General features: G+C 65.4%; 12 protein-coding genes and 1 tRNA gene. 9 read left to right on the forward strand and 4 right to left on the reverse strand.

Going from position 1 to position 15,715, the window contains the following annotated elements:
* The first annotated feature begins 102 nt into the window (after window positions 1-102).
* The 5 genes from QMG52_RS06405 to QMG52_RS06425 all read left to right on the forward strand — a co-directional run bounded on the left by QMG52_RS06405 (window position 103) and on the right by QMG52_RS06425 (window position 9,129).
* A complete protein-coding gene (locus QMG52_RS06405; RefSeq protein WP_283559597.1) occupies window positions 103-522 on the forward strand; it encodes a MarR family winged helix-turn-helix transcriptional regulator in 420 nt (139 codons plus the stop codon).
* Window positions 523-525: 3 nt separating this feature from the next.
* Complete coding sequence (locus tag QMG52_RS06410; RefSeq protein ID WP_283559598.1) at window positions 526-963, forward strand: pyridoxamine 5'-phosphate oxidase family protein; 438 nt, start codon at window positions 526-528, stop codon at window positions 961-963.
* 85 nt (window positions 964-1,048) lie between these two features.
* Window positions 1,049-1,636: an HD domain-containing protein gene (locus tag QMG52_RS06415; RefSeq protein WP_283559599.1), complete on the forward strand. Its 588-nt coding sequence runs from the start codon at window positions 1,049-1,051 to the stop codon at window positions 1,634-1,636.
* Window positions 1,637-1,934: 298 nt separating this feature from the next.
* Window positions 1,935-5,678 carry a TM0106 family RecB-like putative nuclease gene (locus tag QMG52_RS06420; RefSeq protein ID WP_283559600.1) on the forward strand — a complete coding sequence of 1,248 codons (3,744 nt, stop codon included), beginning with the start codon at window positions 1,935-1,937 and terminating at the stop codon, window positions 5,676-5,678.
* On the forward strand, window positions 5,671-9,129 hold the full coding sequence (locus QMG52_RS06425; RefSeq protein ID WP_283559601.1) for a DEAD/DEAH box helicase: 3,459 nt from the start codon (window positions 5,671-5,673) through the stop codon (window positions 9,127-9,129). The genes QMG52_RS06420 and QMG52_RS06425 overlap by 8 nt, the downstream gene beginning before the upstream one ends.
* 117 nt (window positions 9,130-9,246) lie before the next feature.
* Here the strand turns inward: QMG52_RS06425 and QMG52_RS06430 are convergent, their stop codons facing one another.
* Window positions 9,247-9,495 carry a hypothetical protein gene (locus tag QMG52_RS06430; RefSeq protein WP_283559602.1) on the reverse strand — a complete coding sequence of 83 codons (249 nt, stop codon included), beginning with the start codon at window positions 9,493-9,495 and terminating at the stop codon, window positions 9,247-9,249.
* A gap of 318 nt (window positions 9,496-9,813) precedes the next feature.
* On the opposite strand from QMG52_RS06430, the gene QMG52_RS06435 reads away from it, so the two are divergent.
* Window positions 9,814-10,449, forward strand: coding sequence for a hypothetical protein (locus QMG52_RS06435; protein ID WP_283559603.1), 636 nt, complete (start codon window positions 9,814-9,816; stop codon window positions 10,447-10,449).
* Complete coding sequence (locus tag QMG52_RS06440) at window positions 10,446-12,029, forward strand: GMC family oxidoreductase (RefSeq protein ID WP_283559604.1); 1,584 nt, start codon at window positions 10,446-10,448, stop codon at window positions 12,027-12,029. The genes QMG52_RS06435 and QMG52_RS06440 overlap by 4 nt, the downstream gene beginning before the upstream one ends.
* A gap of 45 nt (window positions 12,030-12,074) precedes the next feature.
* On the opposite strand, the gene QMG52_RS06445 is transcribed toward QMG52_RS06440, so the two are convergent.
* The 3 genes from QMG52_RS06445 to QMG52_RS06455 all read right to left on the reverse strand — a co-directional run bounded on the left by QMG52_RS06445 (window position 12,075) and on the right by QMG52_RS06455 (window position 14,024).
* A complete protein-coding gene (locus QMG52_RS06445; protein ID WP_283559605.1) occupies window positions 12,075-12,395 on the reverse strand; it encodes a putative quinol monooxygenase in 321 nt (106 codons plus the stop codon).
* A 115-nt stretch (window positions 12,396-12,510) separates the two neighbouring features.
* Window positions 12,511-13,578 (reverse strand): alkene reductase, encoded by a 1,068-nt coding sequence (locus tag QMG52_RS06450; protein ID WP_283559660.1) that lies wholly within the window; start codon window positions 13,576-13,578, stop codon window positions 12,511-12,513.
* Window positions 13,579-13,941: 363 nt separating this feature from the next.
* Window positions 13,942-14,024 (reverse strand) — tRNA-Leu (locus tag QMG52_RS06455).
* A gap of 415 nt (window positions 14,025-14,439) precedes the next feature.
* Between QMG52_RS06455 and QMG52_RS06460 the strand changes: the two genes are divergently transcribed.
* Both QMG52_RS06460 and QMG52_RS06465 read left to right on the forward strand, forming a co-directional pair.
* A complete protein-coding gene (locus QMG52_RS06460; protein WP_283559606.1) occupies window positions 14,440-15,237 on the forward strand; it encodes an FHA domain-containing protein in 798 nt (265 codons plus the stop codon).
* Window positions 15,234-15,713, forward strand: a complete 480-nt coding sequence (locus QMG52_RS06465) for an FHA domain-containing protein FhaB/FipA (protein WP_283559607.1) — start codon at window positions 15,234-15,236, stop codon at window positions 15,711-15,713. Before QMG52_RS06460 ends, QMG52_RS06465 begins: the two co-directional genes overlap by 4 nt.
* The last annotated feature ends 2 nt before the right edge of the window (window positions 15,714-15,715 follow it).

A 15,715-nucleotide genomic window follows, 5' to 3' on the forward strand; every position in this document is an offset into this window, starting at 1 on the left:
GGGGGCGCCATCGGCAGCGCCCAAGTCTTGACGACGGCAGTCCAAACCGGCCGGCGTCGTCCCTTTCGCCCCGCAGCTACCCAAACTTTGTATAGTGAGGTCATGGCAACCCAACGTCCGCTCGGATTCTGGCTGAAGCTGGTTGACGGGCTCATTAACCAGCAGTTCGATGGTCTCGTGGAAGAACACGGCGTCACCCGCCGGCAATGGCAGATTATGAATGTGCTGACCGGCAGTCCGTCCACCGAGGCGGAGCTCACGAAGGTGCTCAAGCCGTTTTTCGATTCCGAATCCGATGTCTCCGCCGCTGAGCCGGTCGCCGAACTGGTCGACAGCGGATGGGTGGCCGACGACGGCGGTCAATTCATGCTCACCGCGATCGGGCGTGAAAGCCTGGCCCGGCTAAGTGAAGTAGTGGAACGGAACCGGACGCAGATCGCCGAGGGCATCCCCGAAGAAGAATACGACGCCGCCGTGGACGTACTGCAGCGGATGGCCCACAACCTTGGCTGGAGTGAATGACCCATGTTGCCCGATGCTGAACACCCCACCGTCATTTTGAATGAGGCCGAGTGCTGGGACCTGCTGCTGGGAGCCTCGCTGGGCCGGCTGGCCGTAAGCGTGCACGATACGCCGGAGATTTTCCCTGTGAACTTTCTGGCCTACGACAAAAAGATCATGATCCGCACTGCGCCGGGCGAGAAGCTGCTGCAGCTGACCATCAACGGATCGGTTGCCCTTGAAACGGACGGCCGCTCCAGCAGCTCGGTGTGGAGTGTGGTGGTCAAGGGCCAGGCACGGCAGCTGCAGAGCGGGGCGGAGATCGAGATGGCGGAGAAGCTCGCCCTGCGGCCGTGGACCTCGTCGGTGAAGTCCGCATTCGTCGAAATAGTCCCCAGCCAGGTGACCGGCCGCCGGCTGCATACTGGCCCGGAGCTGGAGCGGACCGACCTCAGCGGCTAATACGTGTTTTGTCCGGGGCACTGGATACCCTGAGAGCAGGGCAGGCGTTCCGCTGGGAGCGATCGACTGATGGCGAGGATGAAACATGACGGAAGCACAATTCACCGTGGACACCGCAATGGTGCTGGCGGAGGTCGCGCACTCCCGGCAGAAGGACAAACTTAAGCGCCCGTATGTCGAACACGTGCTGGCCGTCGGTGATGCGCTGGCCGATTTCGACGATGATATCCGGATCGCCGGCTACCTGCACGATATTGCCGAGGATACGCCCATGACGCGGCAGGGACTGCTCGACATGGGTGTACCGCCGCATGCCGTCGAGCTCATTGAGCGTGTTTCCAAGAATCTGCAGGACGATCCGGACGACTATCTGGCCTGTATCCGCGCCGTTGCGGAGGATCACGACGCGACGCTGGTCAAGATCTCCGACAATGCGCATAATTCGCTGCCGGAGCGCGTGCAGGCCTTGGCCAGAAAATGGCCGGAGAAGACGCCGACCACCAAGTACGCCGACGCGCGGGAAATTCTCTACCGTGCGGTACCCGAATCCGAGGTGCTGCTCATCCTGAACCGGGCAAACCCTGACCTCATCCCGACGCTGGAGGCCATCGTCGCCGCGGACAACACGGATTCAGCGGAAGCGCATGATCCCGCGGGACACGCCGACCGGTGACACCCGAAGGGAGATAGCCGGTGCGATAAAAGCCTGGCGGAGCCCGCGATGGCCTTGAGCTCCGGATGGCAGACGGAGCCGACCTCCGGAAAGCGATCGGTGAGGCACGGCCGCGCCGCCGTGGACGGTTCACGTCGTCGGAACCGACGGCGCTCAGCGCTCCCCGGGTCACGACCACCGGCTTCACGCCCTGCCGAGGGCCCCGCGCCCGTCACTACCAGGCGGTCCAGTCCCCGGCGGGAAATGTCAGCACCCGCTGATACGTTGTCATCACCAGTACAGAACAGTCGGAGGCAGCGTGTTTCTTCTTGAGCCGGAGCATGCGGGCGATCCGCAGGACCTTGTCTATTCTGCAAGCGATCTGGTGATCGCGGCGCAGTGCGAGTACCAGCTGCTGCGCAAGCTGGACGAGTGCCTCGGCCGCACGCCGAAGGTGGTTTTCGCCGCGGACGACATGCTGGAGCGCGCCGCGAAACTCGGCGATGTCCACGAGCATAGGGTCCTGGAGCGGTATCTGGCCGACTTCGGACCGTGGAATCCGGCCGCCGGCACGGGCGTCTACAACGTTGTTCCCGCCACGTCGATGGACCGCAGAACGCTGCAGGCCAAGCATGCCGAATCCATCGCCGCCCTGACGAACGGTGCGGACGTGGTATTCCAGGCGGCGTTCTTTGACGGCACCTTCCACGGCCGGGCGGACTTCCTGGTCAGGTCCCCGCGCAGAACGGACGACGGCGCCGGGACATACCCCGGCGACGGCGCCGGCACACCATGCGCCGCAATCGGTGCCGGCCGGGGTGTCGGCCGAGGTGCCACAGACCATCCGGATCCGGGGACTACCGACGCTGCGGCCACGTATGCCGTGTTCGATACCAAACTTGCCCGGCACGCCAAGGTTACGGCGCTGCTGCAACTCGCCGCCTACGGTGACCAGCTCCTGAACGCCGGGATCACGCCGTCGCCCGTTGTGACCCTGCTCCTGGGCGACGGAAGGCACAGCGATCACCCCCTGGCGGACGTCCTGCCCGTCTTCCGGGAACGTCGGCGCCATTTCCTGGGCATTACCGCTGAACACCGGGCGGACCCGGGCCCGGTCGGATGGGGCGACAGCCGCTACACCGCGTGCGGGCGGTGCGATTACTGCGCCGAGCAGGTCCGGTTGCACCGCGACCTGCTGATGGTCGCCGGCATGACGCTAAACCGCCGCCGGAAGCTGATGGACGCCGGCATTGCCGGGATCGACCAGCTGGCAGCCATGACCGACGACGGCGGCGCTGGGCCGGATCCGACCACCGTGCGGCTGCGGGAGCAGGCCCGGCTGCAGACCGGCACCGCCGTCCCGGACGGCACCGTGGCATACCCGGGGCCGGACGGAACACCGCGGGAAATCAGCTACACCGTGCTGCCGGACAACACCCTGGGCCGCTTACCTGAGCCCTGCCCCGGTGACATCTTTTTCGACTTCGAGGGCGATCCGCTCTGGCAGGACCCGGCGACCGGCAAGTGGGGTCTGGAATACCTCTTTGGCGTGCTGGAAAACCCGGAGTCACCGGGCGGGGAGCCGGTCTTTCGTCCGATCTGGGCGCACGGCCGCGGCGAGGAACGTCATGCCTTTCTGGATTTCCTGGCCTATGTGGCCGAACGCCGCGCCGTCTTCCCCCTGCTCCGGATCTATCACTACGCCCCGTATGAGAAGACGGCCCTGCGCCACCTTTCGCTGATCCATGTGGTGGGCGAGGACGCCGTGGACGGGCTGCTTCGGGACGGCATCCTGGTGGATCTGTACGAGACGGTCCGGCACAGCCTGCGGATCTCCGCGGAGTCGTACAGCATTAAAAAACTCGAACCCCTGTACATGGGCAGCCATCTGCGCAGCGGCGATGTCACCGATGCCGGCGCATCGGTGGTGGCCTATGCGGACTACTGCGACGCCCGGGACGCCGGCGACCCGGAGCGGGCCGACCGGATTCTGGCCGGGATTTCCGACTACAACAAATACGATTGCCTCTCGACCCTGGAACTGCGCAACTGGCTGCTGCGGCTCGCAGCCGAGCGCGGAATTCGATCGGCCCCCGCGCGGACCGCCCCGCTGGAGACCGAGCAGCCCGGGCCGTCGCCCGAAGAAGCCCGGCTGCTGGACTACGTCGCCGCCCGCAGCGCCACTCTGGCCGGCGCGGCGCTGACCGCGGAGGATCAGGCCATCGCCATGGTGGCCGCGGCCGTCGGTTATCACCGGCGCGAAGACAAGCAGTTCTGGTGGGGGCATTTTGACCGGCTGAACCAGCCTGTCCCCGATTGGGCGGATACGCGCGATGTCTTCATCGTGGACCGGGCCGAGGTGCTCCAGGACTGGGGCAAACCCACCGCGCGCAGCAACGCGGTGCGGACCCTCCGGCTGACCGGCCGGATGGCCGATGGCTCGGGTTTCGCGCCGGGAAAAACCTTCTTCCGGATGTATGAACCGCCCTTCCCGCAGGCCCTGCAACAGAGCGACGACGGCACCAACGGGCGGGCGGGCTGGTTCAGCACCGAGGTGCTCGAGGTGGAGCACCGCAGCGATGCGGACATCCTGGTGGTGACCGAAAAACTCCGTAAGGGTGCTGACGAGCATGCCGACTTCCCCGTCGCGCTGACCCCGGACAGCCCGATTGCCACCAGGGGACAAAAAGACGCCCTGTCCGAACTGGCCGCCAGGGTCGGTTCCGCCCTGCCCGGGCTGCCCAAACATCCCGCGCTGGATCTGCTCTGCCGCGCAGCACCCCGGCTGTCCACGCTGCCCGTGCTGCCGCCGGTGGCGGCCGGGCCCGACGGCTACGCAGATGCCATCACCGCGGCGGTCGCCGATCTGGACCGTTCTTATCTGGCGGTGCAGGGACCTCCGGGAACCGGCAAGACCCATGTCGGCTCCCACGTCATTGCGAATCTCGTGGCGCGCGGGTGGAAGGTCGGCGTTGTCGGACAGTCGCACGCCGTCGTCGAAAATATGCTCCGCGCCGCCATCGACAAGGCCGGCGTCCCGGCGGACCGGGTGGCCAAGCGGCCCACCGATCCCCGGGCCGCGGTTCCGTGGGCCGGGAAGTCCGACGACGCCGCCGCGGAGCTCCTTACCACTCCGGGCGGCGCCCTGATCGGCGGCACGGCATGGACCATGACCGGCGCAAGAATTCCGGAGAATGCCCTGGATCTGCTGGTGATTGACGAGGCCGGGCAGTTTTCGCTGGCCAACACCATGGCCGTCTCCCGGGCGGCGAAAAGGCTGCTGCTGCTCGGGGACCCGCAGCAGCTCCCGCAGGTGACGCAGGGGACACATCCCGAACCGGTGGACGAATCGGCGCTCGGCTGGCTCTCCCGCGGCGCCCACACCCTCTCCGCCGACCTCGGGTATTTCCTGGCAACATCGTGGCGGATGCATCCACAACTATGCGCGGCCGTGTCGGAACTGTCCTACGACGGCCGGCTCGGGTCGGCTCCCGCGGCGTCCCAGCGGCACCTGACGGGGACGCCTGCGGGGCTGAGCTGCAGCTATGTCGAGCATTCCGGCAATTCGACCTCCTCCCCGGAGGAGGCTGCCGAGGTGGTCCGCCAGGTGCGCGCGCATCTGGGACTGGGCTGGTTGGATCCCAAGCACGGCGGGCAGGAACGTCCCCTCCAGCAGCAGGACCTACTGGTGGTGGCCGCCTACAACGCGCAGGTCCAGCTGATCCAGCACGAGCTCCGGCTCGCCGGGCTAGCGGATGTGAGAGTCGGTACGGTGGATAGGTTCCAGGGCCAGGAGGCGCCGGTCGTGATCGTCTCCATGGCGGCTTCCGCGGCCGGTGACGTTCCCCGCGGGATGGAATTCCTGCTCTCCCGGAACCGCATTAACGTCGCGGTTTCCCGCGGGCAATGGCGCGCCGTCATCGTCCGCTCCCCGGCGCTGACCAATTACCTGCCCGTCCATCCCGAAGGGCTTGAGCAACTGGGCGGATTCATCGGGCTGTGCGACCGCGCACGGCCCGATGCGAACGGAAGCCGCCACGTGAGAGCATTATCCAGTGTCTAATCACGCCGCCCGGCAGCTCGGCCTCCCTCCCCTGGTGGATGTTGCGGACATCGTCCGGTTGGTCGGCGAGCCCACCTTCGACCGTGGCCGCGGCTACGCCAGAGATGGCGCCGTGCGGGAATTCAGCTGGGATCCTGGCGCCGGCCTGCTGACTGGCATCATCCTGGGCGGCGCCGGCGCCCCGTACCACTGCCGGATCAACCTGACTGCACGCGGCGGCGGCCGGCTCATGCCCGTTGGGAGCAGCTGCAGCTGCCCGGTGGGCTACGACTGCAAACATGTCGCTGCCACCCTGCTGAGCAGCAATACAGCCCGCGTGCAGCAGGACATGGATGCCTTGGCATCAGCGCAGTTTGCTGCCATGAAATCCGCGCTGACACCCTCCGGCGCACCATCAGCTGAGCCAGCTGCGCCGTCGGCTGACGGGAAGGCGGTGGCAGCCTGGAAATCCTCGTTGAGCGCGCTCGTGCGGCCCGGAGGGGAGCGCGAACCTGTCGCGGGGACGAGTACGGCACCGGGGATTCCCGGCGCGGCGCGGACACCTGTCACCGCGATGGGACTGCAGTTCGAGCTTCGTGCGCCGGCCCCGCGGCACCGGGACCGCTGGTCGCCTCCCGGATCCACCCCGAAGCAGGCCGGACCCGGCGGCTACCGGCTCGGTGTCCGGCCGGTCATCCTTAACAGCAAGGGCAACTGGGTGAAGGGGAGCCTGACCTGGAACACGGTCAGTTACCAGGTGCACCGGCTGAACCTGGACCCCGAACAGCACCGCTGGTTCTGCCAGTTCGCGCCGCTGCACCGGGCCAACGGCCAGGTATATTTCGGCCAGGACAATGACTGGCTGTTCCTAGATGATTTCAGCAGTCCGTTGCTGTGGAATCTGTTCGAGGATGCCGCCCGGCTCGGGATTGCACTGGTGGGAACCACGAAGGACGCCCTGATTACCGTCGGCACCAACGCAGCCGTGAGCCTCAACGCCACCGCCGACGGGGCCGATGGTGCCATCGAGCTCACCGCTGCCCTGAGCATCGACGGTAGTCCGCACCCCGTGCAGTCCGCTGGCCTCATCGGCAACCACGGTGTATACGGCTACGCGCTGGCCCCCACCGTCATCACGCTCGCCCCCACCGCCGCACCGCTGTCCAAGGAGCAGCGGTCCGTGCTGCACCAGGTCTCTCCCGTGGTCGTACCGGCGCCGGACGTGAACGAGTTCATGGCAGAGTTCTACCCGAGGCTGCGGCAGTCCATCCGAGTGGCCAGCTTGGATAATTCGGTGCCGTTCCCGGAGATCGAGCCGCCCGTACTCGTTCTCACCGCTGCCTACCAGCCCGGCCACACGCTGCTGCTGCACTGGGACTGGGAGTACCGGCAGCCGGACACCGCCGCCCGACTCCCGCTGCACCGGGCACCGGCGGAGCCCGGCTACCGCGATGTGCCCGCGGAGACCGCGCTGCTGCGGCTGGCGGAGGCGGCCCTGCGCCCAGCCGTGCTGAGCGAGGAGTCGACGCTGGTGGGCATTGACGCGGCCGAATTCAGCGAACAGGTCCTGCCGAAGGTGGAAATGCTCGACGGCGTCCGGGTGGATGTGCTGGGCGAACGCCCGGACTACCGGGAACTGACCGATCCCCCGCAGCTGACCATCAGCACCGTGGAGACGGACCAGCGCGATTGGTTCGATCTCGGCGTCCTGGTCACGATTAGCGGACGGAAGATCCCGTTCGACCAGATTTTCCGGGCGCTGGCCAAGGGCAAGACGAAGCTGCTGCTGGTGGACGGGACGTACCTGTCGTTGGATCAGCCGGTCTTCGCACGGCTGCACGAGCTCATTGACGAGGCCCGTGCGCTGCAGGAATGGGACACCGGATTGCGTATCAGCCGTTACCAGGCGGGTCTCTGGTCCGATTTTGAGGACCTGGCCGAGGACACGGAACAGGCGCAGAGCTGGCGCGCGGCCGTCACCGGGCTGCTGGAGCTCGGCAATGTGGAGCCCACCACGCCGCCGGTAACCCTGCAGGCCATCCTGCGCCCGTACCAGCTGGACGGCTTCAACTGGCTCGCGTTCCTCTGGCGGAACCGGTTGGGTGGCATCCTGGCCGACGACATGGGCCTGGGCAAGACGCTGCAGGCGCTGGCCCTGATCCTGCACGCGAAACAGCCCGCAAAACAGGCTGCAGGACAGGCCGCCGGGCAGGCGCCAGGACAGGCGTCAGGGGAGCCTCCGTTTCTTGTCGTTGCCCCGACGTCCGTGGTCCCGAACTGGCTCTCCGAATCCGCCCGCTTCGCTCCCGCACTGAAGGTTGTGGGCGTTACGGATACGCAGGGCAAAAGCGGCGTTCCGCTGGCCCGCACGACTGCAGGAGCCGACGTCGTCGTCACCTCGTATGCCCTGTTCCGGCTGGATTTTGAGGGCTACGAGGCACAGAATTGGGCGGGTCTGATCCTGGATGAGGCGCAGTTCGTGAAGAACCGCGCCGCCAAGGTCCATCAATGCGCCAAGGACCTCAATGTCCCGTTCAAGCTGGCCATTACCGGAACGCCGATGGAAAACAACCTGATGGAGCTGTGGTCGATTTTCTCCATTGTCGCGCCCGGCTTGTTTGCGTCGCCGCGGAAATTCACCGAGGATTACGTGCGCCGCATAGAACGCGGCGAGGACGCAGCGCTGCTGGCGCGGCTGCGGCACCGGATCCGCCCCTTGATGATGCGGCGCACCAAGGACGCGGTTGCCAAGGACCTGCCCGCCAAGCAGGAGCAGGTGCTTGAGGTGGAGCTCGGGCCGCGGCATAAAAAGATTTACGAGACGTTCCTGCAGCGCGAACGGCAGAAGCTGCTGGGCCTGATCCAGGATATGGACAAGAACCGCTTTATCGTCTTCCGCTCCCTGACACTGCTGCGCATGCTCAGTCTGGACGCGTCGCTGGTGGATGCGAAGTACGCTTCCGTGCCGTCGGCCAAACTCGAGGCCCTTTACGAGCAGCTCGAAGACGTCCTGACGGAGGGCCACCGGGCCCTGATTTTCAGCCAGTTCACCTCGTTTTTGAAGAAGGCGGCCGAGCGTCTCGATGAGCAGGGCATCGCCTACTGCTATCTGGACGGCTCCACCCGTCGGCGCGCCGAGGTCATTAACCGCTTCAAGGATGGCGCTGCGCCGGTGTTCCTGATCAGCCTCAAGGCCGGCGGCTTCGGGCTGAACCTGACGGAGGCGGACTACGTCTTCCTGTTGGACCCGTGGTGGAACCCCGCGACCGAGGCCCAGGCCGTTGACCGGACGCACCGGATCGGCCAGACCCGCAACGTCATGGTCTACCGGATGATTGCCAAGGGCACCATCGAGGAGAAGGTGATGGCGCTGAAGGAACGCAAGGCGAAGCTATTTAATTCGGTAATGGACGACGACGCCATGTTCAGTTCCGCGCTGACCGCCGACGATATCCGCGGGCTGCTGGAGTAGACGCCAGCGGAAACCCGGTAGCCCACCAAGCCAGCCCGCGGAACCCGGTGGTCGGCCGAGGCGGCCCACGGCCGCGTAGAGACCCAGCCCACTCCGGCATGAGGTCCAACAGGGGTTCTAACGCAGGGGTTGCGGCGACTGCGCGGGAGGCTCCCCGCCCGGATCCCCCAAGGGTTCCACATCGGGATTCTCGTGCGGATCACCGAACGGACCGGTGTCCGGATCATGCGTGGGATCGCCGAGCGGTTTCGCATCCGGGTTTTCCCGCGGATCACTTCCGGGTAGCGGCTCCGGGGGAATACTCCCGGCTGCGTCCGGACCCGGGCGGGCGCCCGCAGATTCCGTATTCTGATGTCCCATGTCCATGCCGCTTCTCCTCGCTGGTAACGCGGCCGCAGTTTCGTGGCCTTGGACCCCTTGTCCAGGCCACTGGCCGCAATTTCACGGTACCCGCGTTGTCCAGGACGCGGAAGAGGGCGCGGCCAGGTCGGCGACGTGGGCCTGAACATATCGGAGGCGGATTGCAGCCTCCCATGGGAACCAGGCGGAGGGCCGCCCCTTGATACTCACAGTGGCAGGGCACACACTTCTCGGAGTACCCGTTGTGCACTGACGGCGGACACGACCTCCTCATGGGTACTTCGATGAACCCAGTCAGCTAAAACCAGTCAAGGGGAAGAAACGATGGCGTACCCGGCGAAGTTTTCCACTCTCAACGCGCTGCAGCTGACGGACGAGGCCCGCCGCACGCTGACCCGGATAATCCGGGTGGCGTTTCCCCACCCGAAGATCCCGGACGGGCCCTACGAACGGATGGCCGACAAGATCATCACCGAGGCGGCCGACTCCACCTGGTTCCGGGTCGCCCTGACCCAGGGGCTGCTCACCCTTGATTCGCTCACCACGGAGCACTTCCTGGCGCTGACCGAGGACAGGGCTCTGGCCGTGCTCAAACGCATCGCGGACCTGGAGTTCTTCGGCTTCATCCGCAGAACCACGGTGTTGAACTTCTACGATGATCCGGAGGTCTGGGCGGTGCTCGGCTACGAGGGTGAGTCCTTTGACAAGGGCGGCTACCTCCACCGCGGGTTCAATGACCTTGCTTGGCTGCCGGAGCCTCGGATCGAAGAATGCGAAGAGGCGCTGGCCGAGGTGGGTCCGCTGGGTTACGTCATTGCAAAGACCGGGCCCGACGGCGGGGCGGCGCCAGCAGCGGCGCCCGTATCTGCCGCCGAACCAGCGAAGACGGCACTGACCGATGAACAGTTTGACGACGTGTTCAAGGGAACCGGCATGGTCGAAGGCGGCGAAACAGCATGAGCGGGAGTCAATCGGCAAGCTTCGCGCACGATGACAGTTCCGTCGTCGTGATTGTCGGCTCAGGGGCTGGCGGGGGCACGCTGGCCCACGAACTAACGGAAAAGGGCGTCAAGGTGGTCCTGCTGGAAGCCGGCGGCCACCTCGGCAATGAGGACTATGTCAACAACGAGTGGGAGGCGTTCAACCAGATGGCCTGGCTGGACCCGCGGACCACGTCCGGCAGCTGGCGGGTCGCCCGGGACTTCCCCAATCTGCCGGCGTGGGTCGTGAAGGCCGTCGGCGGCACCACCACGCACTGGGCCGGTGCCACACCCCGTTTCAAGGCGCACGAATTCAAAACCCGCAGCACCTACGGGCGGATTGACGGTGCCAATCTGTTGGACTGGCCCATCACCTTGGCGGACCTGGCCCCGTACTACGACAGGGCGGAGCAAAAGATCGGCAGCACCCACCGGCACGGCCGCCCGGCCCTGCCCGCGAACAACAATTACAAGGTCATGGCCGCCGGTGCCCAACGGCTCCGCTACCGGCACTACGCCACGGGCCCCTACGGTACCAATGCCGAGCCCTACGACGGTCGCCCCGCGTGCATCCAGGACGGTTTCAACTTCCAGGGAGACAAAAACAAGTCCAAATGGTCCACCTTGGTCTCGGAAATTCCCAAGGCCCTGCGCACCGGAAAGCTTGACCTGCGCCCCAACAGCCAGGCCGTGCAGATCACCCACACACCCGAAGGTTCGGTGGACAGTGTGCTGTACATCGACGCCGACGGAGAGCTCCAGCAGCAAAGGGCCCGGATAGTGGCCGTGGCCGGCAATTCCATCGAGACACCCCGGCTGCTGCTGCTCTCCGGCTCGCCTCTCTTCCCGGACGGGTTGGCAAACTCCTCCGGCCAGCTGGGACGCAACTATATGCGCCATACCACCGGCTCCGTGTACGCCAGATTCGACAAGCCAGTGCACATGTACCGCGGCGAGACCATGGCCGGACTCGTCGCAGACGAGTCCCGCCATGACGCGGACCGCGGATTTGCCGGCGGCTACTATCTGGAAACCATCTCGCTGGGACCGGCCTTCCTGGCCAGCTTTATCGATCCGGGTGCTTGGGGACCTGGATTCACGGCGCTACTGGACGATTATGAGAACACCGCGGGGCTATGGATTGTGGGTGAGGATATGCCGCAGGCAAGCAACCGCGTCACCTTGAACACGTCCGTCACGGACCGCCTTGGCCTGCCGGTTCCTAACGTGCACTATGACGATCACGCGAACGATGCTGCCATGCGCGGTCACGCCTATCGGCAGAGTTCACTGCTCTATGACGCCGTGGGCGCACTCTCGACCCATCACACGCCGCCCTACCCGTCCACCCACAACATGGGCACCGCGAGGATGAGCGAGCGCCCCGAGGACGGTGTGGTCAATCAGTGGGGTCAGACGCATGATGTCCCGAACCTTTTCGTCTCCGACGGCTCACAGTTCACCACCGGTGCGGCGGCCAACCCGACGCTGACCATAGTCGCCCTGGCGATCCGGCAGGCGGAATATATTGCAGAGCAGATGAAGGCGACCGCGATCTGACCGCCGCGAGGCGGGTCCGCGCGGAAGCTGTCCGCCGCGGAGCCGCTACCCGATCGTGAGCTCGCCCATCCGGCCCCAGCCCTCGGCTCCGATCTTTTCGCTGATGATGTGCGGTGTCTCCACCAAGGCCTGCGGCATGATCTTCATGGCCTGTTGGAAGTGTGCACTGTTGACGTGCTCTCCGGCCGCGTCGTCCTGGAAGGCCTCCACCAGAATAAATTCGTGGGGGTTATCCACGCTGCGGGACCAGTCGAACCAGAGATTGCCGGGCTCTTGGCGGGTAGCCTCGGTGAAGCCACCGGTCAGGTCCAGCCAGCGGTCCGACCAGTCCGGCTTGACGTTGAATTTAACGACGATGAAGATCATTGCGGGGCCGCCTTCGTAGCTGCTTTTGGTCCATCCTGCCACACACTCACGGCGCCGGAGGGGACGGCGGGTTCCTCGACGCCGCGATCCCGGCCGGACTCGTCCGTTACGTTGGTTAGTGCCCCAGCACCGGATAGTCGGTGTATCCGCGTGCCCCCTCGGTGTAAAAAGTCAGCGGGTCCGGCGTATTCAACGGCAGGTCCTCCCGCCACCGGCGGACCAGATCGGGATTGGCTATCGCCGGCCTGCCCACCACGACGGCATCAGCATGGCCGTCCGCCATCAGGGCCAGCGCTTCATCACGCGTTGTCAGGACGCCGAAGCCGCTGTTGATCAGCAGCGGACCTTCGAACCTAGCGCGTAAAAGGCGCACCAGGTCTCCGGCCGGATCCTTATGCAGAATACTCAAATAGGCCAACCCCAGCGGCGCGATCGCGTCCACCAGCGCACCGTAGGTGGCCCGGACGTCGTCGGCATCGGTTTCCATCGTCCCCTGGACATTGTGCTCGGGTGAAACACGGATTCCCACCCGGTCGGCCCCGATCTCCGCCGCCACTGCCCGCACAACTTCGACAACAAAGCGCGCCCGGGCTGCCGGAGAGCCGCCATAACCGTCCACGCGCCGGTTAGTGGAGGGAGCCAGGAATTCGTGCAGCAGATAACCGTTCGCGCCATGCAGTTCAACGCCGTCGAATCCGGCCTCTACCGCGTTACGGGACGCCTGGACAAACTCCGCGCAAACCAGCGGCAGCTCTGCAGCGGTGAGCTCGTGCGGGACAGGATACGGCTGCTTACCGTCGTACGTCCTGGTAACCCCATCGATCGCGACCGGGCTGGGCCCGACCACGGCGTATCCGCCGGTGGTGGCCTCGTGGGTGACACGGCCGGCATGCATGACCTGGGCAAAGATGCGGCCACCGTCGGCGTGGACCGCCTCCGTGACCTTTCCCCAGCCGGCAAGCTGTTCCGCCGTCACCAGGCCAGGCTGGCCCGGGAACCCCTGGCCGGCATGGCTCGGGTAGGTTCCTTCGCTGACGATCAGTCCAAGCGAGGCACGCTGCCGGTAATGTTTCACCATCAGCGGCCCGGGTACACCATCGCGTCCGGCGCGCGACCGGGTGAGGGGGGCCATCACCAACCTATTGGGCAGTTCCAGGGGACCGAGGGTCAAAGGGGAAAACAGATTCACGGGGCTCTTTCCGGTTGGGGCGGGTTCAGCTGGCGCAACGGGCACCGCGCACCGACTATTCCCCGGTGAGAGCCCGGTCACGCGGTACAAAGTTCTGGTACCACGTCAGGGCCGGAAACGCGGTCCTCATGGCCGCTGACGACTACGCCGCATGGCAGGAGAGCGCATATCTTTCCCCTGGTGGTCATCCAGGGCCGCCATCACTATGGCGAGTACCTCTGGCGCTACGTCAAATGATCCTGGCCGCCGTCCGGAGCCGAACCCGCAACCTGTCCCGGACCATAAAAAAGTCCCGCAGGCCGAAACTTGCGGGACTTTCCTGATGTCAAACCGTTTCCAGTCTGAAACTGCTAAGCGTGCGCGAGGGGGGATTTGAACCCCCACGCCCTTTCGGACACTGGCACCTGAAGCCAGCGCGTCTGCCGTTCCGCCACTCGCGCGCTGCTGTCTTGTGGGCTTCCGGTTCAAAAACCGGAACCAAAAGAACAGCGAGATCAAGATTACCGGACACCTGGCCGAAACACCTAAACGGCTCCGGCGCGGGCTCCATCCTCCGACCGCAGGCGGTTCGATGAGCTCGTCACGGCCGGCGCGCGACAGCCACAGGGGGAAACAGATGGAACCAACCCGGCACATACGAAACCGTACCCAAGGATGAATCTACGCCCTGATCCGTTGGCAGATACGGTTTTCGCAGACTGGCCCAGTAGTATCGGGGTGAGCGAACTTTTGCCGGACCTCCCGCTATTGGAGCGTCCGCACTGCGCCGCAGCGCCGGAACAGCTGCCAACCCGTAAGCTGACCGGCGGCGGCGCAGGACTGGCCGGACAACGAGAACACGTGAGGAGAGAGCCGATGGGATTACTGGATAATGTCGAAAAGGGCATCGAAAAAGCCGTCCGCGGCGCCTTCTCACGCGGTTCCAAGGCCCAGATGCAGCCGGTCGAAATCGCAAGCCGGCTGCGCCGAGAGCTGGATGATAAAGCCATGACGCTGGCCGCCGGCCGTACCTTGACCCCCAATGTCTTTGAAATCCAGCTCAGTGAGCAGGACTTCGAACGCGCCCGCAGCTGGGGCACCGCACTTGCCGAAGAGCTGTGCGACGTGGTCATCGATCATTGCCGCAGTCAGGGCTACGTGCTGCAGGGCCCGGTCCGGGTGGCCTTCCACCAGGACGCCGGACTAAAGACGGGCATCTTCGAAATCAGCTCACGGACCGAAAAAGCCGGCCGGCGTCCAGCCGAGCCCGATCCTGAAGAAAACCAGGCCTCCGTTCCGGCGCACCCTGGATACCCGGCCAATGTACCCGCTGCCCCGCCGCGTCAGCCCGCCCGTGCCGCCGTGCAGAATCTTCAGCCCGTGCTGGACATCGACGGGCAACGCTACTCGCTCAACGCGCCGAGCATTATTTTGGGCCGGTCCTCGGAGGCCGACATCCTCATCGATGACACGGGCGTCTCCCGTAAGCATCTTGAAATCCGCACCGAGAACGGACAGTCCGTCGCTGTGGATTTGCGTTCCACCAATGGGAGCTATGTCAACGGACGCAAGGTCTCCGGCACCGCCGAGCTCACCGACGGCTCAACCGTGACGATGGGCCGGACCAAAATCGTTTTCCGGCTGCTTCCGGTCAAGAACGGCGGACGCGGATGAGCGAACTGACCGTCACCGTTTTGCGCTTCGGTTTCCTCCTGCTGCTGTGGGTGATGATCTTCAGCGTGGTGAGCGCCATGCGCCGGGATCTCGTGATCGGCCGCATGACGAAGGTTGGAACACCCACCGCCCGGCAGGCCCGCAAACATCCCGAACTGGTGGATGAGCAGCCTCCGGCCCGTGCTCAGGCGCACCGTCTTGTCGTGACGGAGGGCCCGCTGGCCGGGCAAACATTGGAGCTGACCGGAACGCCGATTCTGCTCGGACGTGCACAGGAAGCCACCCTGGTCCTTGAAGATGACTACGCCTCCGGCCGGCACGCACGCCTGTTCCCGCAGGGCAGCCGCTGGTTCATTGAAGATCTCGGCTCGACAAACGGCACGTATCTGGGCGATCAGCAGCTGACCCGGGCGTTGCCCGTGGAGCTCGGCGTCCCGGTTCGGATCGGTAAGACGGTCATTGAATTGAGGCCGTGATC

Origin of the sequence: Paenarthrobacter sp. PH39-S1 (assembly GCF_030063245.1) — a bacterium.
In the GTDB taxonomy this organism is placed as follows: domain Bacteria; phylum Actinomycetota; class Actinomycetes; order Actinomycetales; family Micrococcaceae; genus Arthrobacter_M.